The 20,983-nt window shown below is 38.8% G+C and carries 19 protein-coding genes and 2 pseudogenes; 5 read left to right on the forward strand and 16 right to left on the reverse strand.

Features of this window, described 5'->3' with window-relative positions; all coding sequences use genetic code 11:
- Window positions 1–212 precede the first annotated feature (212 nt).
- Window positions 213–386 (reverse strand): annotated as a pseudogene (locus N178_RS27490) (MerR family DNA-binding transcriptional regulator); the annotation flags it as partial.
- A 126-nt stretch (window positions 387–512) separates the two neighbouring features.
- Window positions 513–1,175 (reverse strand): hypothetical protein, encoded by a 663-nt coding sequence (locus N178_RS08215; RefSeq protein WP_045291719.1) that lies wholly within the window; start codon window positions 1,173–1,175, stop codon window positions 513–515.
- Between the two features lie 249 nt (window positions 1,176–1,424).
- Between N178_RS08215 and N178_RS08220 the strand changes: the two genes are divergently transcribed.
- Both N178_RS08220 and N178_RS08225 read left to right on the forward strand, forming a co-directional pair.
- On the forward strand, window positions 1,425–2,012 hold the full coding sequence (locus N178_RS08220) for a beta-class carbonic anhydrase (protein WP_013057294.1): 588 nt from the start codon (window positions 1,425–1,427) through the stop codon (window positions 2,010–2,012).
- 16 nt (window positions 2,013–2,028) lie between these two features.
- A complete protein-coding gene (locus N178_RS08225; protein ID WP_045291720.1) occupies window positions 2,029–3,648 on the forward strand; it encodes a SulP family inorganic anion transporter in 1,620 nt (539 codons plus the stop codon).
- A gap of 42 nt (window positions 3,649–3,690) precedes the next feature.
- Here N178_RS08225 and N178_RS08230 read toward each other — a convergent pair whose 3' ends face one another.
- Both N178_RS08230 and N178_RS08235 read right to left on the reverse strand, forming a co-directional pair.
- The gene (locus N178_RS08230) at window positions 3,691–4,374 is read right to left on the reverse strand and encodes a response regulator transcription factor (RefSeq protein ID WP_045291721.1); all 684 of its coding nucleotides are present in this window, start codon (window positions 4,372–4,374) and stop codon (window positions 3,691–3,693) included.
- Window positions 4,352–5,843 (reverse strand): annotated as a pseudogene (locus tag N178_RS08235) (sensor histidine kinase). Before N178_RS08235 ends, N178_RS08230 begins: the two are co-directional and overlap by 23 nt.
- Before the next feature lie 270 nt (window positions 5,844–6,113).
- Here N178_RS08235 and N178_RS08240 point away from each other — a divergent pair.
- Window positions 6,114–6,614 carry a GNAT family N-acetyltransferase gene (locus N178_RS08240; RefSeq protein WP_045291722.1) on the forward strand — a complete coding sequence of 167 codons (501 nt, stop codon included), beginning with the start codon at window positions 6,114–6,116 and terminating at the stop codon, window positions 6,612–6,614.
- Between the two features lie 42 nt (window positions 6,615–6,656).
- On the opposite strand, the gene N178_RS08245 is transcribed toward N178_RS08240, so the two are convergent.
- Window positions 6,657–7,196 carry an SMI1/KNR4 family protein gene (locus N178_RS08245; RefSeq protein WP_045291723.1) on the reverse strand — a complete coding sequence of 180 codons (540 nt, stop codon included), beginning with the start codon at window positions 7,194–7,196 and terminating at the stop codon, window positions 6,657–6,659.
- 155 nt (window positions 7,197–7,351) lie between these two features.
- Complete coding sequence (locus tag N178_RS08250; protein WP_045291724.1) at window positions 7,352–8,944, reverse strand: APC family permease; 1,593 nt, start codon at window positions 8,942–8,944, stop codon at window positions 7,352–7,354.
- 248 nt (window positions 8,945–9,192) lie between these two features.
- Between N178_RS08250 and N178_RS08255 the strand changes: the two genes are divergently transcribed.
- On the forward strand, window positions 9,193–10,761 hold the full coding sequence (locus N178_RS08255; protein WP_045291725.1) for an RQC-minor-2 family DNA-binding protein: 1,569 nt from the start codon (window positions 9,193–9,195) through the stop codon (window positions 10,759–10,761).
- 160 nt (window positions 10,762–10,921) lie between these two features.
- A complete protein-coding gene (gene spoIIP, locus N178_RS08260; RefSeq protein ID WP_045291726.1) occupies window positions 10,922–12,091 on the forward strand; it encodes a stage II sporulation protein P in 1,170 nt (389 codons plus the stop codon).
- A gap of 26 nt (window positions 12,092–12,117) precedes the next feature.
- Here spoIIP and cobO read toward each other — a convergent pair whose 3' ends face one another.
- Genes cobO through N178_RS08310 form a run of 10 tightly spaced genes read right to left on the reverse strand, consistent with a single transcriptional unit; the run spans window position 12,118 to window position 20,980 of the window.
- On the reverse strand, window positions 12,118–12,657 hold the full coding sequence (gene cobO / locus N178_RS08265; protein WP_045291727.1) for a cob(I)yrinic acid a,c-diamide adenosyltransferase: 540 nt from the start codon (window positions 12,655–12,657) through the stop codon (window positions 12,118–12,120).
- A gap of 31 nt (window positions 12,658–12,688) precedes the next feature.
- Window positions 12,689–13,258 carry a nitroreductase family protein gene (locus tag N178_RS08270; RefSeq protein WP_045291728.1) on the reverse strand — a complete coding sequence of 190 codons (570 nt, stop codon included), beginning with the start codon at window positions 13,256–13,258 and terminating at the stop codon, window positions 12,689–12,691.
- A gap of 20 nt (window positions 13,259–13,278) precedes the next feature.
- Window positions 13,279–14,049 carry a uroporphyrinogen-III C-methyltransferase gene (gene cobA / locus N178_RS08275; RefSeq protein WP_045291729.1) on the reverse strand — a complete coding sequence of 257 codons (771 nt, stop codon included), beginning with the start codon at window positions 14,047–14,049 and terminating at the stop codon, window positions 13,279–13,281.
- A complete protein-coding gene (locus N178_RS08280; protein ID WP_045291730.1) occupies window positions 14,046–15,428 on the reverse strand; it encodes a cobyrinic acid a,c-diamide synthase CobB in 1,383 nt (460 codons plus the stop codon). Before N178_RS08280 ends, cobA begins: the two co-directional genes overlap by 4 nt.
- Before the next feature lie 13 nt (window positions 15,429–15,441).
- A complete protein-coding gene (locus tag N178_RS08285; RefSeq protein ID WP_045291731.1) occupies window positions 15,442–16,566 on the reverse strand; it encodes a cobalt-precorrin 5A hydrolase in 1,125 nt (374 codons plus the stop codon).
- Entirely contained in the window at window positions 16,563–17,339 is a 777-nt protein-coding gene (cobM, locus tag N178_RS08290) for a precorrin-4 C(11)-methyltransferase (RefSeq protein WP_025751698.1), read from the reverse strand. Before cobM ends, N178_RS08285 begins: the two co-directional genes overlap by 4 nt.
- Window positions 17,336–18,037 carry a precorrin-2 C(20)-methyltransferase gene (gene cobI / locus N178_RS08295; RefSeq protein ID WP_045291732.1) on the reverse strand — a complete coding sequence of 234 codons (702 nt, stop codon included), beginning with the start codon at window positions 18,035–18,037 and terminating at the stop codon, window positions 17,336–17,338. The genes cobM and cobI overlap by 4 nt, the downstream gene beginning before the upstream one ends.
- A 2-nt stretch (window positions 18,038–18,039) precedes the next feature.
- Entirely contained in the window at window positions 18,040–19,236 is a 1,197-nt protein-coding gene (locus N178_RS08300) for a bifunctional cobalt-precorrin-7 (C(5))-methyltransferase/cobalt-precorrin-6B (C(15))-methyltransferase (protein ID WP_045291733.1), read from the reverse strand.
- Window positions 19,226–20,329, reverse strand: a complete 1,104-nt coding sequence (locus N178_RS08305) for a cobalt-precorrin-5B (C(1))-methyltransferase (RefSeq protein ID WP_045291734.1) — start codon at window positions 20,327–20,329, stop codon at window positions 19,226–19,228. Before N178_RS08305 ends, N178_RS08300 begins: the two co-directional genes overlap by 11 nt.
- Before the next feature lie 3 nt (window positions 20,330–20,332).
- Window positions 20,333–20,980, reverse strand: coding sequence for a precorrin-8X methylmutase (locus N178_RS08310; RefSeq protein WP_013083415.1), 648 nt, complete (start codon window positions 20,978–20,980; stop codon window positions 20,333–20,335).
- Between the last annotated feature and the right edge of the window lie 3 nt (window positions 20,981–20,983).

Genomic DNA, 20,983 nt, shown 5'->3' on the forward strand with positions numbered 1-20,983 from the left:
CGCATTTCTTTTAATTCTGTTTTAAATGCCTGCATTTTAACCACTTTAAATTCAATCATTTTGATTTGATTTTCCAGTAAATTTTCTATTTTAGTTATCTCTTTCGCTGATAATCCTTGCTGCTCACTTCTTTCTTCAATCATTCTTTTGAGCGACATAAACTGCTGTAGCTCCTGTAAAGAAAAACCGAGAACTTCTTTTGCTTCTGCTACTTTCCTTAGTTCTTTTACCTCTTCTTCTGAATAAATCCGCGCATTTCCTTTTGTGCGCTGCGGGGGTAAAATGAGTCCAATCTCTTCATAATACCGAAGAGTACGCTTGGTCAAACCTGTCATTTTCGTCACGTCATCGATTAGATACATGTTTTCCCCTCCACCCTTTAACATTAACGTTAACGTCAATTCTATATTACCATTATAGATTAACGTTAACGTTAATGTCAACAATACCAAGACATTTTATGTAAATTTAAAAAATATGTGCACCAAAAAACCTATTGATAAATCAATAGGTTACATCAATATGTCATATAGCTGCTGTGCTGTTTCTCCTGTTACTTTACCGTACACTCCTCGTCTTTTAGAAGTAAGTTCCGCACTCTCCGAGGTGAATCGTATATTGTATACGACTCCTTCATAAGTAAGCTGTACATCTGGGTCAAGAGCGACGCTGTAATCAGCTTTTTTCCATTGAATTTGTTTCATAATTGATTCTACAGCTAAAGCATCTTCTGAACTTAACGTTTTATCTCCTGCTTTTATAGGCTTGCCCTCCCTTTTTTTATTAAATTTTAGTTCAGAATGAGAAGATGAAAATTCAAGTTGGTTTTTATCATGCGCTATGAAATCTTGGGGTAGTTCTACATAGCGGACAACTTCTCCTTCATGTACAAACACAAACATTTGATTAGCAGCAGATATTTTTTTCATCACCTCTTCACTGATCGGTGCGTTTACAAGTTTTTCTACGTCGGCTTTCTTGCTTTTGTTTGTGAATAAATATCCTTTTTCCCATTTAAAATCACTTAACTTCAATATATCGACTGAGCTTACACCTTTTTTTTCAAATGATTGCTGAATATTTTGCCCCATTTCTTTGTCATTGGTGACTTGAGCATTAGAACTGCACCCTACTAAACAACAAAAAATAATGCCTATTGCTATAAGAGCCTTCACTTTTGCCTTCCTCCTCTCTACCATTCTTTTAGACAATTCCAACTTTGTACCATTTTAACATATAATTCCTATTTTTTCGTGAAAAGAAGGAAAGAATACGCTTATATAATTTCACGCATATAAATTTGATTTATTTACAAGTTTTTTCTGAATGTTTTAAGAAAAATTTAATATTTTATTTAGTTCGTTTTTAAACTTTATCTTTAGACTAAAAAATAAGTTAAAAATAAATAACGCAGGAGGAAAACAATGACTTGTCTATCTGAAGTTTTAAAGTTTAATGAAAAATTTGTAACAAATAATCAATTTGAGGCTTTTCAAACATCCAAATTTCCTAACAAAAAAATAGTCATCTTAACTTGTATGGATACACGTTTGTTAGAATTACTTCCTAAAGCTATGGGGCTAAAAAATGGAGATGCAAAAATAGTTAAAAATGCCGGAGCTGTTATCTCCCATCCCTTTGGAAGCGTCATGAGAAGTATCTTAGTTGCCGTCTATGCTTTGCAAGCTGATGAAGTATGTGTCATCGGTCATCATGAATGTGGAATGACGGGTATGAAAGCTGAAGCTATTTTAGCCTCTGCTGAACAAAGAGGGATTAGCACGGAACAAATTCGTAATCTAAAATATGCTGGTATTGATTTAGAATCATGGCTGACTGGATTTGAATGTGTAGAAGATAGTGTCGAAAACAGTGTGGATATGATTCGAAATCATCCTTTATTACCAAAAGACGTGCTTGTTTCTGGAATGGTCATTCATCCTTCAACAGGAAAACTTGACGTCGTTGTAAACGGCTATTCCCAAGACCGAGCTGAAACCGTAAGCTCATGAAGGAGGATTTTATCGAATGCTAAAAGATAACCGATTTCAAGGCTATTCAGCAGGGCATTTACAAAAAGACATTATCGCCGGTTTGGTTGTTGGGGTCGTTGCTATTCCTTTAGCAATGGCCTTTGCCATCGCTTCTGGTGTAAGACCTGAATACGGGATTTATACAACCATTATCGCAGGGATTATGGTTTCAATATTAGGCGGATCGAAATTTCAAATTGCAGGCCCAACAGGTGCATTTGTTCCGGTGCTGCTTGGAGTTGTCATGCAATATGGTTATGAGAACCTCATTATTGCCGGCTTTATGGCTGGAATTATGATTACGCTTCTCGGAATATTTAAACTAGGGAAACTTATAAAGTTTATTCCGCGCCCTGTGACGATTGGATTTACAGCAGGAATTGCGATTATTATTTTCTCAGGTCAGATCGCTAACTTTTTAGGACTAAAGGGAATTGCAAAACATGAGGAATTTCATTTGAATATGATTGAAATCCTACGAAAAATTGCAACGATTAACATTTACAGCGTCATCATAGCCGCTATTTGTTTAGCTATCGTGATTATAACGCCAAAGTTTTTACCTAAAATTCCCGGTGCCCTTCTAGGTCTTCTTGTCTCCACACTTGTAGCCATTACACTGTTCCCAGGAAAAGTTGCAACGATTGGCTCTACTTACGGTGCCATTCCGAGTAAACTACCATCTTTTAGCTTCCCAGATTTAACATGGGATAACATCGTGATGCTATTTCCTGCTGCCTGCGTAATTGCGATGCTTGGAGGTATTGAATCTTTACTATCAGCTGTTGTTGCTGATAATATGGCCAAAACCAAGCATAATAGCAATAAAGAGCTTGTGGGCCAAGGAATTGCTAATATCGCTACCTCGCTATTTGGCGGAATTCCAGCAACTGGTGCCATTGCCAGAACAGCGACCAATATCAAAAACGGCGCAGCTTCTCCGTTATCAGGAGTTATACACGGCTTAGTTGTTTTATTGGTCCTTGTGATGCTGGCTCCTTATGCATCAAACATTCCGCTGGCAAGTATGGCACCTATTTTAATGTTTGTGGCTTGGAATATGAGTGAGCGTAAAGAATTTGCGCATATTTTAAAAACCAAGTCAGCTGATTCATTTGTACTTGTAGCTACGTTTTTATTAACAGTTTCAATCGATTTAACAACAGGTGTAGGCGTGGGTCTACTTTTAGCTATTGTTATGTTCGTGAAACGAATGAGCGGATCACTGAAGATATCAAAGGTTTTAGCGGAAACATCTGAGAACGCTCACAAATCTGAGTTGATGGAATATACCATGCAAGGATCTCTTTTCTTTGGATCTGCTGAAGTATTAGAAAATTCCTTTGATAACATCGCTGAAGCGAAACCGAAAGTTTTATTGCTTCGAATGAGCCAAGTCTCCTTTATTGATACATCTGGAGAAGCTTTACTATCGAAGGTGGTCGAACGTTTGAAAGATTCGCATAGCCAAGTCGTTATTTCTGGCTTACAGCACCAGCCGAAAGAAATGTTAAAGTCAACCGGTCTATATGATAAAATCGGTGAAAAAAATATATTTTCTTCCGAACCTCCCGTGAGTAAGATTAAAGCTCGTCATAGAATCGTTACTACGTAATAAAAAAGAGATCCGAACGATTAATCGTTCGGATCTCTTTTTTTAAATATTAAACCGGTACCCTGCTCCCCAAACCGTTTCTAGGTACTGAGGATCTGCTGGGTTTTCTTCTAACTTTTCTCTTAGTTTTCGAATGTGAACTGTTACGGTTGAAATATCTCCTGAAGAATCAAATCCCCAAATTTTTTCAAATAGATGTTCTTTACTTAATACTTGATTTGGATGAGAAACGATAAACTTCAGCAAATCGAATTCCTTCGCTGTAAAAAACACTTCTTTGTCATTCACAAATACTCTTCTAGCGAGCGTGTCAATCGCTAAGCCATGAATACGAATCATACGCTTTTCCTGCTTATCAGAGAGTCTTTCATATCTCGCTACATGCGCTTTGACTCTTGCGACCAGCTCCCCAGGGCTGAATGGCTTGGTAATATAGTCATCTGCACCTAGCCCGAGCCCTCTAATTTTATCAATTTCTTCTTTTTTAGCTGAAACTAAAATGATTGGAATATCTTTTGCAGCTCGAATTTGCTTGCACACTTCAAATCCACTCACTTTAGGGAGCATAATATCCAAAATAACCAGGTCAAAATGTTCATTTAATGCTTTTTCTAACCCCTTATCCCCGCTATATTGAACGTCTATTTCAAAATCGTTAATTTCTAAATAATCTCTTTGCAATTCAGCAATACTTACTTCATCTTCAATTAATAATATCTTCTTCATGTGTATCACCATTTTCATTCATTTTTTGCAAAGAAAAGAAAATACTTGTTCCTTCGCCAAGCTTACTTAGTGCCCAGATGTCTCCCCCGTGGCGTTCAACAATTTGTTTTGCAATGGCCAGTCCAAGTCCACTTCCTCCAGTATTGCTATTGCGGGACTGTTCTGCTCGATAAAACCGGTCAAAAATATGCGCTAATGCTTCCGGTGAAATTCCAGAGCCGTTGTCTTTTACTTCAATAATGAGTTCACTTTCGGTAGCAGAAAGAACGATATCGATTCTTCTTCTTTCTTTATCCATAAATTTAATGCTGTTGGTTGTTAAATTTATTAAAACTCTTCGCAGCTGCTCAGCATCTGCCTTTGCATACAGTGTCGTTAGAGAATCATTAGAAAATAAAACATCAATATCATGTTCGCTCATTTCAAACTGAAGCTCTTGCACATAACTTTCCATAAAGGCAGAAATATTAAGTTTTTTAAACACAAACGGAATTTCGTGCAAATCCAATTTAGAAAATAAAAACAGCTCATCGATTAACGCATTCATGTCTTTTGCTTTTGTTGAAATCGTTAACAAATATTTAGAAAGCTTATCTGGCGTATTAGCTACTCCATCTTGAATTCCTTCTACATATCCTACAATGGAAGTAATAGGAGTTCGTAAATCGTGTGAAATACTTGAAAGCAGCTGCTTTCGATTATCTTCATATTGAATTTGCAGTTCAACAGAAGATTTTAGTTTTTGCCTCATTTCTTCAAAAGCTTGCGTTAATTCCCCTATTTCATCCTTTGAATTAGCAGAGATCTCAAAGTGAAGATCACCTTGTTTTATTTTTTCAGCCGCTTCTTTTAATTCACGAATGGGTTTAATAATGCTTCTTGAAACAAGATAGTTTAAAAATCCAATAATCACAATGACTAAAATTAATAGTAGAAAGATTAAAAAAGGGAAAATTCGATTAATAATACCTACATAAGGGCTGATTTTTCGCAAAACGTAAATGCTTCCTTTTTCTTGATTCGAGAAAGGAAAATCAAGGTTGATATATGTAAAATACTGCTTGCCTATGCGCAACATGTCCTGCTGATACGAATGATTTCCTTTACTTTTTTGATGCTTTGGCAAGTATTTACGAAGGTTTTCTCCTTTAATGGATTCTGAAGCATATACAATCTCTGTGTTTTTTTGAATCACAATATCAATATTTTCAAATTCATATTTTTTAACCGTCTTCGGCCGCAGCAGCTGTTCTGGTTTTTTTTCTACTCAATAACTTTAAATCTAAGAATGCATTTTCTTCTTCTGGCGTTAACAATTTATACTCATAGGAGTGACTGTACAGTTTTCTTACAAAATCGGCGTCTCCAGTAATGGAGAAGAAAATGAGAAAGCCCGATAAAAAAAGCAAAATAATAAAGACAAACACAATACTGATATACGTTAAAACAAAACGCAGCTGAATTGACATTTCTTCCCCTATGCCCCTTTGGCTTTAACAAAACTATTTGATAGACTAGTAAAGGTGAATAACAAATAGATCGTTAGACATTATACATGTAGCAAAAATTAAAACAAGAAAACAAATGTATATTCTCACTTTACCGTGATAGAGTGAGAATGAACACCACCTTTTTTACCATTTTATGAATTACTGGAAAATTATGATCTATTTTTCATAATATTCTTAGGCTGAAAGGTATACTATATGCCTTAATATTTTAAAAAAGGAGACTTTTTAATGAAAATTATTAAAGCTACTTCCTCTCACATCCCTTCTGTTGCCCGTCTGTACGTAGACAGCTGGCGCATTACATACAAAGAGTTAGTACCTGATGCTTATTTAAACAACTTGTCTTATAAACAAAGTGCAGAAAAATGGTCCCTTTTTCTTACCGATCCTTCTCATTTTATTTTGCTCGCTATCGATGAACGAGGAGAGATTGTCGGCTTTTCAGCGGGTAAGCCTCATTTGTCCAGCGCTGAAATATACGCGCTATACGTTTGTAAGGAAGTGCAAAGCCAAGGAATTGGTCATCTTCTATTTTCTCATTCAGTAAAAGAATTTGCTGATCAGCAATATACGTCTATGATTATTTGGGCTATGAAGAAAAATAAGAAAGCGACTCAATTTTATAAAAGATTAGGCGGCAAAAAAATCTTGAATCGCACAAGTCAGTTTGGAGAAACTAAAGTTGAAGACGAAGCATACGGTTGGGAACGTCTTCCTTCTAATAAATAAACGAGCACACTAGTGTGCTCGTTTATTTATTAGAAGATAATATTATTGAGCTGTTGTCTTTTTATCGATTGAATGAGCTTTATTACAAAGCCCATTCCAGTGCCAAAAACAATTCCCTTGACTCACTATAAAACAATCCAGCCATTTTTGAAAATTCATATGTAATACATGTGCATCTTGAAACGATGCGTTCCGCTTTTTCACTATTATATATGCAGAGTGCGCTGATTTTTTAGAGTCAATGATAATCTCTTCTTCTCCAACAGACCCAATTGTCATATAGAGATTCTGACTTTTAGAAGCTGTTTCTCTTACATCTTCTAAGCTATAAAGATTCCCTGTTGTTTTTTTGTCAGCATCAATGAACAAATTACACCCATTTGTTAGCTGCAAAAACTGCTTGTAGTCTTCAGGAAGTGATACATGCATTTCTTCTTCAAAAACTTGCAGTTGGTTCTTGCTTACTCCATCAAAAAAAGTACAAGTGGTTCTGTATACTTCTCCTTCATTTTTACACACTTCTATAACATTATTGTTTTCCCACAGCCGCTTTCGAAGTGAATTTATTATTTTTTCAATCATACTCTTCCTCCAAGCGTTGGATTTAAAACGGTTACATTACATTAATTAAACAATAATGTGCTAATTCCTTCTTTCCTACTCAATTATACGATAAACTTTAGAAATTCATGTTTGAATAACATAGAAAAAAGCAGCGAATATCACTGCTTTACAGGTTATACAGGCGCTTTTTCTTCCTGTTCAGGATGGTGATCGTAATCAATAAGCGCTTTTGGAAGGCCTGTATATTTAGCCCAATAATAAATCCCAAGAGATACGACCGCTATGATAATTAAGTCTACAGGCGTATCAATTAAACCTTTCCCTCCGCCGAACGAACCGATATAAGAAATAAAGAGCATGATGATATAATAAGCAACTAACCACCATGTTGATTTAATCTGCTGACGAAGACTTACTTCATTTTTAGGCACATATTTAGCAAAAATCAAATATATAACAAACATAACCAGTTGAGAAGTTAGCAGCCATGAAATGGTCTTCCATCCTGACCAGTACACAATAAAGGAAGCAAAAATAAAGGATAACGGACCAATTATACTCATTCCTCTTAATTTAAAAGGCTTTTCCAAATCTTTTGCGTTCACCATAAAGGCCGCTGATGAAATTGGTGCAATCGCGTAAGAAAGAATAAGCGCAACAGAGCATACGTTTACGAGTGCATTCCACGAAGGAAATGGCAGTGTCCAAAAAATCGAAAGTCCTAATGAAAGCCATAAAGATGATCGTGGAATCCCTGTTTTTTTATCCACATGAGCAAACGTTTTAAATAACGTACCGTTACGAGACCAAGCATAGATAAGTCTAGATGTTGTATTCATAAAAATATTGCCGTTACCACCCGGTGATAAAATAGCGTCTAAAATAACAAGTGTTGCTAGCCAGCCAAGACCAAGAACAACAGCGATGTCTTTAAACGGCAGTGAAAATTTATCTTGAATGCCGGACCAACCGCCTGTGATCATATCAGATGGAATGGCCCCGATAAATAAGACTTGCAGAGCGGTATAAATAAGTGCCGCTAGAATGATACAAATCACAAGAGCAATTGGGATATTACGCTGAGGATTTTTCACCTCTCCAGCTACCGATACAATCGGATGAAGGCCTAAGTAAGCAAACATAACTCCACCTGTAGCAATGGCGGCCTGGATACCATCAAATCCCCCGGGAGCAAACTCTCCCATCGTAAAGTTTCCTGACTTAAAATAAAATGCCAGCGTTACGATTACTGTAAGCGGTACAAAATATTTAAAAATAGAAATAATAATATTCGATTTCGCAAATGCTTTTACGCTCCAGTAATTGAGTAAAAAGAATAAGCAAAGCAGCACAAATTGTAGAATCCATCCAGATATCGTCGGTGAATCAGATCCAGCTTTTGTTAAACCCGGAAACCAGTAAGCCACGTACTGCCTTACCGCTGTTACTTCGATAGCAATTAAACTAGTGTACGCTACGATGGTAATAAACGAAATCATATAGCCTACAAGATGACCGTGTGAATAAACAGGATATCGAATAATTCCTCCTGTACGAGGCAAGGCAGCCCCTAGCTCAGCGTATACAAGGCCTATTAATAAAATAATAACTCCACCAATAACCCAAGAAAAACTTCCTGCAGGACCTGCTTGCGTAGCGACATTACTAACGGCAAACAGCCAAGCGGAACCAAAGATTGCCCCTAATCCAATCAATGTTAAATCTAATAGGGATATCGTCTTTTTAAACGGACCTTTATTCTCCATAAGCTTCCTCCTTTGGATGAATCATCACTTTTGTTGATTTTTTTGACAACATTCATATATATTCGATAATATGTGTCAAAATTTTTATTACTATACCCATTCAAAATTACTTTGAATCCCTTTTCTTTATTTCTGCAGATTAATTAACAGAAAATTCAAAAATTATTCTTGCGTTTAAGGACACATTAAAACTTTTTCTTCTTTTCTTTAATGGGTAAAATACTCAATAAATGAAAGGAGTTAGATAAATGACTTTACCAGAGAATTTGCACGTTGATTTTACAGCTTACAACCACTTAACATTCCTTCCACTCGGACGTAAAAATAAATCGATTCGCTCCCTAGGAAGTAAACATACTAAAGGGCTACTTGGACGTTTAAATGACTACTTTGAGCGAGCAATGAATGAGTTATCTCAAGAAGATATAAGCCTTTTTCAAACGTTCTTATATGGAAGTCATAGGGGCAGTTTTCCCGTCGCAATTGATAAAAATGAAGACGTTTATCCTCACTTTTGGAAACCAACTTCATTTCTATGGAAAGAATATAATAAGAATCGCGGCATTCCTATTCATCATGATGAGTTCTATTCTCAAGATTTTACGGTTTTGACTAAAAATGAGTTGGAAAATTATCTCGGTAGTATTATGAAAGATTACATGTTTTGCGCTAGAATACATGATTCGTCAAAAGAAGAATGGATTCAACATATTAATAAGTGTTTTTTCAAACATCCGCTCATTTCTCTTTATCACCGAAATGCAGATGTGATTGAAGCAATTGAACAATCAAAAAAATCACCTTTGCTTTTTATTATGAAAAACCCTGAGCAAATTGCTTTTTGGCGCAATCGGATTGAAATCATTATGAGACCTTTTCGCTCTCTTTCTTCCACCGCCTTTGAAAGAGGATTTTCAGATACGGAAGATACGGTATTAACTGTTCACGGAGAAAACGAGATCATTCGCTTAACTTCAGAAAACAGAGGTCTCGCCGTAACATATGATGTCACAGACGATGCCGTTTCACTCGATGATGAGTATAATGTAGTGCTAGCAGCCAAACGCTTAGCCACAACTCAGCGGCAGTTCGAAGAGATTATAGATGAAAATGAAGAAGTGATTCAAAAACTGCTTGTCTTTTTTAAATGGAAAAGTCTTTTAAAGCATCATGAAGTGCACATCACAGAAATCCAAGATAAATTGTGCAGCCTAACCACTTATCAACTTAATCAAAGACAAGTTTTACAGGAAAACGATCCCTTTCTTTCCTTCATTCAAAACGTATTACAAGTAAAAACACCGAATGCCAATCTCAAAGTTGGTTCCATTCAATGGTTTTCGCAATGGGATTTTCCAGCTGTCACCATGCTGCAGGAAACAAACAAATTCACATGTTATATGGGTCCAAACGAAATAGAAACGAAGCTGACAGAAATAAGCGCTAAGATAGAAAATGAACTTCATAAGCAGCGTCAGGACCTGCTTTCGACTCCGCTAAAAATCGGTCAAACAACTTTTGATTCAAACCAAATGTTACAGTTATTAACACTTATAGATGCCTTAAAAAACACGGAAACTCAGCAGAGTTACGTACAAATTTTAGAAGGCGTTTCTACTAACAGCATTCGTCAAAAAGAGCTCGATAAAATACCCGCGTTTGGATTATTAAATTCCGTAAAGCGCAAGCGCATTGTTACGTATTTACAAGAATTACAAAACTGTCAGCTGCTTAAAAAAGAGAAAAAAGGATTCAGCCTCACTCCAAAAGGAGAAGCCATCCGACGTCTATTTGAAGAAGAATCACGGAGAATATGAGATTGTATCTCACGTGATTCTTCTTTTTTGATTTTGAAGACTACTTTCTCTATTAAATGCTTATCATAATTAGAAATCTCCATTCATATAATTATTACTAGATTAGCAAAGTCCTTCATACCTATTAGCCTGACGCTGACATAGAGAGGAGATTTCGCCATTGAAATCTAGTAATCGCGCCAATTTTGTAGTGTTAACATATAAGATGGTTCTGGTTATTTTATCCGTTGTTTTAATGACATCATCTATCATTGTTCTAGTAAGTTACTCAGCATTTAAAGAACAGTTCAATTCTTCTATTGTCTATCAAACGTTATCAAAGCATAAAGCAGAAAGTCTTTATTATTTAATGAGCCAAGAAAACCATCATTTTTCAACGGCTTTTGATAAAAACTACTCGCCTCCAGGTCTTTCTTCTACACTGCTCGAGTTATCAACAAGTATTCGAGCAGAAGACGCGAGAAGCTTGTTTGGTTCCGAACTTCCTGGATTCAGTATTTACGATTCCAATATTATTATCGCCGGTGAAGGCACAAATTTCACAAACTTCCCTAGAGAATCTGCACCGCCGCTAGATGAAACGCTAAAAGAAAGAAATTCTACTACAAAAGTTCAGCAGCCTAAAGAAAACAATGGTACGAACGCTCCAAATAATAATACAACTGGCGGAAAAAAGGTATTTTATATTTATCATACGCACAGCTGGGAATCTTACTTGCCTCTGTTAGGACTTGAAGGTGATCCAGATGCTAATAAAGCAGTGGATAGCAAAACAAATATTAATATTGTTGCAAATATGCTAGGAAAAGATTTAGAGGCTCAGGGAATTGGGGCAGAAGTAGATCAAACCAATATTGGACAGAAATTAAAAGAAAAAGGTTGGAACACCAATCAATCGTACGCCATGTCTCGCACAGTAATTGAAACGGCGATGACTGAAAATAGAGATTTAACGTACTTTATCGATTTGCACCGAGATTCGCTTCGAAAAGATAATACAACCATTAAGATTAACAATAAATCATATGCAAAAGTTGTGTTTGTTTTAGGGAAAGCAAATCAAAACTTTGAACAAAACTTAAAAATGGCAAAAGCGCTTCATGAAGGTCTTGAAAAGAAATATCCCGGCTTAAGCCGCGGAGTTATTGGCAAAAACAAATCCAGCGGTAACGGTGTATATAATCAAGATGTTTCTAAAAATGCGATTTTAATTGAAGTGGGCGGAGTTGATAATAACTTTGATGAACTAACCAACACAACAAAAGCACTGTCTGATGTCATTAGCCAATTTTATTGGCAAGCTGAAAAAGTAGATGCTCCTGCTCAATAAAAAAAGCCCTCTTCATTGAGGGCTTTTTAAAATTCAATTCCTTTTACAGCAGGAATTCCTTCATCATAATAATGTTTATGAGGCTTCATTTCCGTCACAAGATCTGCTGCTTCCATCACTTCTTTTTTTGCAGAGCGTCCGGTAATGACCAAATGCATATGCTCAGGACGCTTTTGAATAAGGTCAATTACTTCGTGTAGCGGTAGCACATCATCAATAGGAAATTTCTCGATAGCCAGTGCATTATTTAACTCGTCTAAAATAACCACATCATATTCGTTCGAGAAGACTTTTTCCTTCGTGAGCGCCCAGGCTTTTTGCAAAGCTTCACGATGTTCAGGCGGTGTTTTTGTCCACGTAAAGCCGACTCCTGTTTGAATCATTTCAATTCCTATTCTGTCAAACATCAGCTTTTCTCCATATGTACGCTGAGGAGATTTAATAAATTGAATTATTAATACTTTTTGTCCGCGTCCCGTAGCGCGCAACGCAAGACCTAAAGCAGCGGTTGTTTTCCCTTTTCCGTCTCCGGTATAAATTAACGTAAGACCACGTTTGTCTTTCAATCTAAAAACCTCTTTTTCTTCGAATTTCAGTTTACAGCCATGTTGTTTTTTCTGTAAACGGTGTTCTAGCAGGCTCTTTCATTTTTGTAAGAGACTCTTCATTTGGATAGCCTAAAAATACATTACCTACCACGACTTTACCTGAAGGCTTTCCGATAAACTCATACAGTCGCTCGTCTCGAACAAGACCAACGCCTCTTGTTCTCCAAACGAATCCAAGCCCTAATTCTTTAGCTGCTAGCCACATGGAATGAATCGCGCACGAAACCGCATATTTGTTATCTTCCGTGGCTTCTTCGTCTCCTTCAACTGTATCAGCTGTTACGACAATATGTACAGGTGTATTTTTCACTGCTTTTAGTGAACTTTCTACTAAATGAGGCTTTGTAGGAAAGCGCTCCTTTAAATACGCTTCAGCCAGTTCTTCATACTTCTTTTTTGCTTCTCCTTGAATCACATAAAAGCTCCAGGGCTCTCTCATTCGGTCATTTGGAGCCCACGTCGCTGCTTCAAGCAGCTGTTCGATTTTCTCTTGTTCCACTTCACGCGTTTCATGATCTCGTACCGCTCTTCGTTCTTTTAGCTGTGAAATAATCGTCATATTGTCTCCTCCTTTTAACGTTAAAGCAGAATATTTTCCGCTCTTTCTTCGAACCATTTTATTTTTTCTCTAATTGTCACAACTTCACCTACAAGCACGATGGCAGGATGAGCAATTTCTGCTTTTTTTGCTATGTCTTCGATTGTGGCAAGTGTTCCCGTTACGGTGCGCTGATACTTCGTCGTTCCCCATTGAACAAGCGCTACTGGCGTATGCTTATCTCGTCCATGGTCCATCAACTGCTTGCATATATGAGGTAAATTTCCAACGCCCATATAAAATGCAATTGTATCTATTCCTTGAGCAAGCGCTGACCAGTTTAAATAATCTTTTCCTTTTTCTTCTCTTCCATGCCCCGTTACAATGGCAAAAGAAGTGGCATGATCTCTGTGGGTAACAGGAATTCCTGCATACGCTGGAGCTGCAATTCCTGACGTGATACCAGGCACGACTTCGTAAGGAATTCCTTGAGTAGCAAGTACTTCAGCTTCCTCTGCTCCGCGGCCAAACACAAAAGGATCCCCTCCTTTTAAGCGCGTCACTACTTTTCCTTGAAGTGCTTTTTCAACAAGCAGTTCGTGAATACGATCTTGGATGACTCCGTGCTTGCCCGGTAATTTCCCGCAAAAAATAAGCTCCGCGTCTTTTTTAGCATAGTTTAATAACTGTTCATTAGCTAAGCGGTCATATAAAATGACATCCGCTTCTTGAATACACTCCATTCCATATACGGTTATTAGCTTCGGATCTCCTGGTCCGGCTCCTACTAAATATACTTTTCCAACTGTCACACGGCATCTCTTCTTTCTTTTTTTACCGCTTTACACTGTTCCACCCAGTTTTCTACCATCTTCGTAGAAGAGCCAAAATGAAAGTGCGTATAGCCGGCAATTAAATTATTGTTCATATAGCCTTCTTCTTTCATTCCTCGCATCCCTTTTGTATCATAGGCAGGCGAAAACTCTTTCTCTGAATAAAAGGTTGAATAATGAAATTCATGGCCTTTAGCTTGTATATCGCCTTTAAATAAAAAATTCCCTGGCTTTCCCGTCACTTCCCGGTATCCTAACGCAGCTAATTTTGTCTGCATTCTTACTTGTCCGGGAATAAGCCCCACCATTTCATGGCATGTATCATCTGTTGTGACAATAGCATCTGTTAAGAACATAAAGCCTCCGCACTCAGCAAGTGTAGGAATCCCTTTTTCGATGGCTGCTCGAACAGAATTTTTAACGTCACTTTGCTGAGCCAGCGTTTCAGCAAATTCTTCTGGAAATCCGCCTCCTATGTAAAGGCCGTCAGCATCTTGTGGGACCATTTCTCCTTTTAAAGGTGAAAACTCTACAAGCTCTGCTCCGTAAGCTTTTAACAATTCGAAATTTTCTTCATAATAAAAGTTAAAAGCGGCATCTCTTGCCACAGCAATTTTCACTTGAGGTACGGACGGCTTTGTAAAGATAGGATCATTAATTTCTATTTTAGGAGCTAAAGCCAGTTCATATACTTTTTCAATATCAATTGTATCATGAACAAGCTGACCTAACTGTTCAAAAAACGGTGTTAATTCTCCTCGTTCAATCGATGGAATGAGCCCGAGGTGACGTTCAGGAATCGTAAGATCATCGTTTCTTTTCAAGTAGCCTACTACAGGAATATGACATTCCTGCTCAATTGCTGCCTTAACAAGTTTATAATGCCCTTCACTTCCAACTCGGTTAGCAATCACACCGACAATGTTCGCTTCGGGTAAAAATTGCTGAAACCCTTTTACAATTGCCGCTGCGCTTCTAGCCATACTAGCACAATTGACAACTAAAAGGACGGGGCTATTTGTGATTAAACTAATTTCTGCTGTTGACCCTCCGTTTGTTAACGGATTTTTCCCATCAAAAAATCCCATAACCCCTTCCATGATGGAAATATCAGCATCTTGACTAGCTCGAGCGACAATTTCTCTAACCATATCGTGTTCAAGCATCCAGCTGTCTACATTACGAGACGCTCGTTCTGTAACAGCCGTATGATACGTTGGATCAATATAATCAGGTCCGCATTTAAACCCTTGAACTCTATAACCAGCTTGTCTTAATGCTGCCATCAGCCCGATTGTAAGTGTTGTTTTCCCTACGCCACTTCCGGTACCCGCAATGACGAGTCTTCTGTTTGACATGTTGTTCTCTCCTTTAGTCATTTGGAATAAGTGCCACTGAAATGGTGACATTCCCTGACTTTTTCTTCACAAGTTCAAGCGTATCAGCACCGCTGTATAACATAGCAGCAGGTTCACTAACGCCATATGCACCTGTATATTTAAAGACAGTATCTGAAGGCTGCTGGATACTTATGCTGTTTAGCTCTTGGGGCGAATAGTAGACAAACTCCCAGCCGTACTTAGACGCCACTTCTAGCAGCCCTTCTTCATCTTTCTTTAACTCTATTGTACATAATGCTTTTACACTTTTCATTGAAAACTGAAGTTCAGCCAGCGTTTTTTCAATAACGGTTTCAATTTCAGCTGTACTTGTCCCTCGATTGCATCCCATCCCAATCGCTAATACTTTTGGCCGGTAAAGAACACCGTTTTCTAAGATCGCTTCTTCTTCTTTTTTTAAATTGCGATGCGTTACCACCAAGGCTGCATGTGGCGATGCTTCTAGAGCTGTCTGAATCGATGAGTACGTTTTAATGTTGGCTGGAACAGGGTGCTCATAGTGCCACCAGCTCTTTTCACCTGATTCTTGAACCACCGCTATTTCTTCTTCGTTCACCACAGAAGCGCTCACAGGCGTTAATTTTTCTGCTGATTCCCACACCCAACCAAAGCGCTTGCCAAATAAATCAACCGGAATCGTTTTTTGAACATCGGATGCTGTTGTAATAACAGGATGGGCTTCAAGTGCTGCCGCCACTTCACGCGTAAGCTCATTTGCTCCTCCGATATGACCTGAGAGCACACTGATGACATTTTCGCCTTTATCATCAATCACAACAACCGCGGGATCCGTTTTCTTATCTTTTAAAATAGGTGCAATCATACGTACAACTGCTCCTAGTGAGATAATAATAATAAGTCCTTTATACGATTCAAAAAGAGAAGGCAAAAGCATCCGAACGCTTCCTGAAAACAGCTGAATGTTCTGCTCTTTTTCGTCTCCTTTTTCAAATTTGCTCATGTAATACACGTCGGACTGCTGAAAGATACGACCGAGATTTCTTGCAATTTCTACGCCGTGTTTTGTAATAGCTACAACGGCATAATCTCCGTGTTGTGTAATAAGAGATTTTTTTCCTTCTTGGAGTTGAATCATTCCGATTTCACTCCTCTTCGAAAGCCGTGGGTAAATGTTTTGTCATAAAGTTTTGAACGATAATCTTTGTCATGAATGTGTGGATCAAGTGCCCAGCCTGCCAGAATCATCGCCTGCTTGCGAATGCCGTTTGTTCGCATAGCATCATCAAGGTCTTTTACCGTTGTGCGAACAATTTTTTCATCTGGCCACGTTGCTTTATAGACTACTACAACCGGCGTGTCCTCACTCCAACCCGCGCTTATAAATTCTTTCATTACTTTTTTTGTGAGCGTCGCGCTTAAAAACAAAGCAATGGTACATTTATGTTTTGCTAAATCAGTTAATTTTTCAAACTCAGGTACAGGCGTTCTTCCTTCAGCACGAGTTAAAATAACTGTTTGAGTCAAATCTGGAATGGTTAATTCCGCTTCAGCCGCTGCAGCTGCAGCAAATACGGAGCTGACGCCCGGAACGATTTCAATATCAACGCCTTCTCTTTTTAAAAGCACCATTTGTTCCATAATGGCTCCGTACATAGCCGGATCACCCGTATGTACCCTCACAACCATTTTTCCTTCACGCATGCGCTCAAGCATCGTACCGACCATTTCTTCTAAATGCATACCCGCTGTTTTTAACACTTCAGCTCCTGGTTTAGACTTAGCAACTAGCTCTTGACTTACCAGTGAGTCAGCGTATAAGACAACGTCTGCTTGCTGAAGTAATTTTAAGCCTTTTACGGTAATTAAATCTGGATCTCCGGGTCCAGCTCCGATTATGTATAACTTCATTTTCGCACCACCATTAGCGTTAAGTATTGTAAATCGGCTCCTTCTAGTTCTGAAGCTTTCCAGATAATCTCCTCATCTGACGTTACTTTTGTCACCACTGACGCTTTTTCAAGCAGATCAAGCTCTTTTAAAAGACCGACCATAAAATCGATGACTTTGGCCACTTTAATAAAAATGACGCAGTCGTTTTCCACTAATACTTTTTTCATTGTTTCATAATCTTCACGAGCAGGAACAATGGCTACGTGTTCATCCCCGTCTGCTAAGGGAATTCCTAAGCGAGATGCAGCTCCATTAATGGATGAAATACCAGGAATTACTTGAATCGGAGCTTCAGGGTGACGTTCTTGCATTAAACGCATCATGTGAATAAACGTACTGTAAAGCATAGGGTCGCCCTCTGTGACAAATGCTACATCTTTTCCTTCCTCGAGCTTTTCCCATACTCGTTCTACCGTTTCGGTCCATTTTTTTTCTAAAATAGCAGGATCTTTTGTCATTGGAAACACAAGGCCCAGCATATCTTTTTCATTTGCACTGAAATAAACATCAATAATTTTTTGGGCGTAGCTTTTGCTTCCTTTTTGCTTTTTCGGATACGCAATAACGGGTGATTCTTTTAGTTTACGAAATGCTTTTACTGTAATTAGTTCTGGATCTCCCGGTCCAACTCCGAGTCCGTACAATGTTCCAATCATATTCATTCTCCTCTTTTGGCTGTAATAATATAAATGGGGTTTAAAGCGTCAAATCGTGTTAAATGTAAAATGGGCTTGCTTCTTGAAATTTGTGCAAGGGTAACTGCAGTCTCAAACCCTCGTTCTTTAAAAGCTTTCATTGCTTCTGCTAAATTTTCAATCGTTACGGCATTTAATACGATGCGCCCTCCTGCGTTTAATCGGCTGCAGCACACGTCCAAAATGGTTTCCATGCCTCCTGCTGTCCCTCCAATAAACACCGCGTCAGGATCAGCAAACTCACTTAACCCTTCCGGTGCTTTTCCGTGCACAGTGTGGGCGTCTACTCGAAATTTCAATAGATTTTCTCTGCAGTTTTCCAAGTCTGCTTCATTTTTTTCCACAGCAAAAATTTGTCCTTCACGCGCAATTTTAGCCGCTTCAATCGCGACTGAACCTGTACACGTTCCGATATCCCATACCACGCTGTCTTTCTTTAGCTGCAGGGCGCTAATACTAAGTGTGCGAACTTCTTTTTTAGTGATAAGTCCTTTATCCGGCTTGCGTTGAATAAATTCACCATCTTCTATTCCAAGCGGCCACACTGGACTTTCTTCCACCTGCTTTAATATCACGACATTAAGCGGAGAAAAAACTTGATTCGCCGCTTCTTCCAACGAAAGCAGCTGACAGCGCTCCGTTTTCCCTCCTAAATTCTCTGCTACAAACATCTTGTATTCAGTCATGCCAAATGACAATAAGTAGTTTGCCAGAACATTAGGGGAATTTTGCTCATCTGTTAGAATCGCTGCTTTTTTGTGACCGTCTATGCGCTGAGCCAGTCCCTTTATGCTTCTGCCGTGCACACTTGTAAAATAAGCGTCTTGCCAGCGCTCTTTTAGACGTGAAAATGCAAGTTGAATAGAGCTTAAATAAGGATATATTTCAACGTCGAGCTTCGTAGAAAGATAGCTTCCAATTCCGTAAAACAGCGGGTCGCCTGAGGCTAACACAACCGCGTTTCCTTCTTCGTTTTTTAAACGTCCAACAAGGGAAGAAAGACCTCCTTCAACCGCTACTTTTTCTCCTTCGAAATCTTGAAAAAAGTCAAGGTGACGCTTTCCTCCAATTAGCACATCACTTTCATACACCCACTGTTCATACATAGGAAGCAGACTTAACTTCCCGTCGTCACCAATTCCAATAATTTTAATTGCCATGTTGCACCGCCTGTCCTAAAAAATCTCCTTTTAATGTGTAAAGAGACGTATCGACATCGATTCCGTCCCCTACCTCCTTTAATGCTGATAAACAACAGTACTCGCACAGTTTTTCAAAAAACTGATGATGACCGCTTTGCGTCATTAAATCTCCCACTTGAGAAGCTGTATTTGCGCCTTTTATTTCCTCTACCAGTTCAGCAGAAGCGCCTGACTCAGAAGCTGCTTTTGCTAAAAAATTAAAATCAATGGGTGCACTTTTTGAATGAACCATCATCACGCCTTGCGCGACTTTTGAAAACTTTCCCATCATGCCTACGAGCGACACTTTTTTCATTCCTTGCTTTTTACATTGTTTTAAAGCAAATCCAACAAAATCTCCCATTTCTATAAATGCTTCTTCCGGAAGTTCAGGGAACTGTTTCATTCCATACTTTTCGCTTCGGCCCCCTGTCGTAATAACAACGTGCTCACAATTACTCGCTTTAGCAACGCTGATTGCCTGCACGATGCTTGCTTTATAAGCAGCTGTTGAGAACGGAACAACAATCCCCCGCGTCCCCAGTATTGAAATGCCTCCTAAAATACCTAGACGCGCATTTAGTGTCTTTTTCGCCATTTCTTCTCCCTCAGGAACCGAGATGACAATCTTTACGCCTTTTTGTATATTGTATTGGGCTAGAAGCTGTTCAGCCGTTTCTTTCAGCATCTTTCTTGGAACAGGGTTAATGGCTGCTTCACCGACAGGAACTGGGAGACCGGGTTTTGTCACACGCCCTACTCCCACTCCTCCATCAATGATAATGTCTGCACCATTACACCACGAAACTTCAGAAATAATCAGCGCTCCGTGCGTGGCATCGGGATCGTCTCCAGCATCTTTAATGATGCTGGCTACAGCGCTGCTTGTGCGATACTCGCATTCTTCAAGATGAAACGTAGCAAAGCGGCCGACAGGTAAGTAAATCGTTGACTCATCTTGCACTTCTCCTGAAATTAGCGTAAGCAGAGCTGCTCTCGTAGCTGCCGTTGCACAAGCGCCCGTCGTATAGCCTTCTCTGAGTTTCTTAGGTTCTTTTGGCACTTCCTTCATGTGTTACACCTGATCTGCAAGAATTGAAATTGCATTTAATGCAGCAACCGTTACCGTACTGCCGCCTTTTCGCCCGATGTTTGTAATAAACGGCACGTCAAGTTTTGCAAGTTCTTCTTTAGATTCAGCTGCTGAAACAAATCCTACCGGCAGACCAATAACAAGCCCAGGCTTCGCTTCTCCTTCTTTAATCAAACGAATTAACTCAAGTAAAGCTGTCGGGGCGTTTCCAATTGCAAAAATCCCGCCATCTGCTTCTTTAATTGCTTTTCGCATAGAAATAATTGCACGCGTTGTATTTAAGCGCTTTGCTTCTTCCATTACGTCCGGATCTGAAATATAAACTTTGATTTCACCGCCGTGTTTTTCAATTCGCTGCTTGTTTGTTCCTACTTGTACCATTTGTACATCTGCAACTACTTGCTTGCCGCTGCGAATGGCTTTAATTCCTGCTTGAATCGCATCCGGATGAAACAGCATGCTGCGTCCAAGCTCAAAGTCTGCAGACGCATGAATTACGCGCTGAACAATTGGGTACTGTTCATCTGTAAACGGATGAGGTCCAAGCTCTTCTGTAATCATCTCAAAACTTTTTCCTTCAATTTGCTGAGGCTGAACAGTTAACGGTTTAAATTCTGTACGAAAATCCATCTC

Origin of the sequence: Priestia aryabhattai B8W22, from assembly GCF_000956595.1 — a bacterium.
GTDB classification, from domain to species: Bacteria; Bacillota; Bacilli; order Bacillales; family Bacillaceae_H; genus Priestia; species Priestia aryabhattai.

Excerpts from the sequence above, each read along its gene's own strand:
- N178_RS08220 (WP_013057294.1), top strand. The coding sequence starts at position 1,425 with ATGACTTGTCTATCTGAAGTTTTAAAGTTTAATGAAAAATTTGTAACA.
- N178_RS08225 (WP_045291720.1), top strand. The coding sequence starts at position 2,029 with ATGCTAAAAGATAACCGATTTCAAGGCTATTCAGCAGGGCATTTACAA.
- N178_RS08230 (WP_045291721.1), bottom strand. The coding sequence starts at position 4,374 with ATGAAGAAGATATTATTAATTGAAGATGAAGTAAGTATTGCTGAATTG.
- N178_RS08240 (WP_045291722.1), top strand. The coding sequence starts at position 6,114 with ATGAAAATTATTAAAGCTACTTCCTCTCACATCCCTTCTGTTGCCCGT.
- N178_RS08245 (WP_045291723.1), bottom strand. The coding sequence starts at position 7,196 with ATGATTGAAAAAATAATAAATTCACTTCGAAAGCGGCTGTGGGAAAAC.
- N178_RS08250 (WP_045291724.1), bottom strand. The coding sequence starts at position 8,944 with ATGGAGAATAAAGGTCCGTTTAAAAAGACGATATCCCTATTAGATTTA.
- N178_RS08255 (WP_045291725.1), top strand. The coding sequence starts at position 9,193 with ATGACTTTACCAGAGAATTTGCACGTTGATTTTACAGCTTACAACCAC.
- N178_RS08270 (WP_045291728.1), bottom strand. The coding sequence starts at position 13,258 with ATGACGATTATTTCACAGCTAAAAGAACGAAGAGCGGTACGAGATCAT.
- N178_RS08280 (WP_045291730.1), bottom strand. The coding sequence starts at position 15,428 with ATGTCAAACAGAAGACTCGTCATTGCGGGTACCGGAAGTGGCGTAGGG.
- N178_RS08285 (WP_045291731.1), bottom strand. The coding sequence starts at position 16,566 with ATGATTCAACTCCAAGAAGGAAAAAAATCTCTTATTACACAACACGGA.
- cobM (WP_025751698.1), bottom strand. The coding sequence starts at position 17,339 with ATGAAGTTATACATAATCGGAGCTGGACCCGGAGATCCAGATTTAATT.
- cobI (WP_045291732.1), bottom strand. The coding sequence starts at position 18,037 with ATGATTGGAACATTGTACGGACTCGGAGTTGGACCGGGAGATCCAGAA.
- N178_RS08300 (WP_045291733.1), bottom strand. The coding sequence starts at position 19,236 with ATGGCAATTAAAATTATTGGAATTGGTGACGACGGGAAGTTAAGTCTG.
- N178_RS08305 (WP_045291734.1), bottom strand. The coding sequence starts at position 20,329 with ATGAAGGAAGTGCCAAAAGAACCTAAGAAACTCAGAGAAGGCTATACG.
- N178_RS08310 (WP_013083415.1), bottom strand. The coding sequence starts at position 20,980 with ATGGATTTTCGTACAGAATTTAAACCGTTAACTGTTCAGCCTCAGCAA.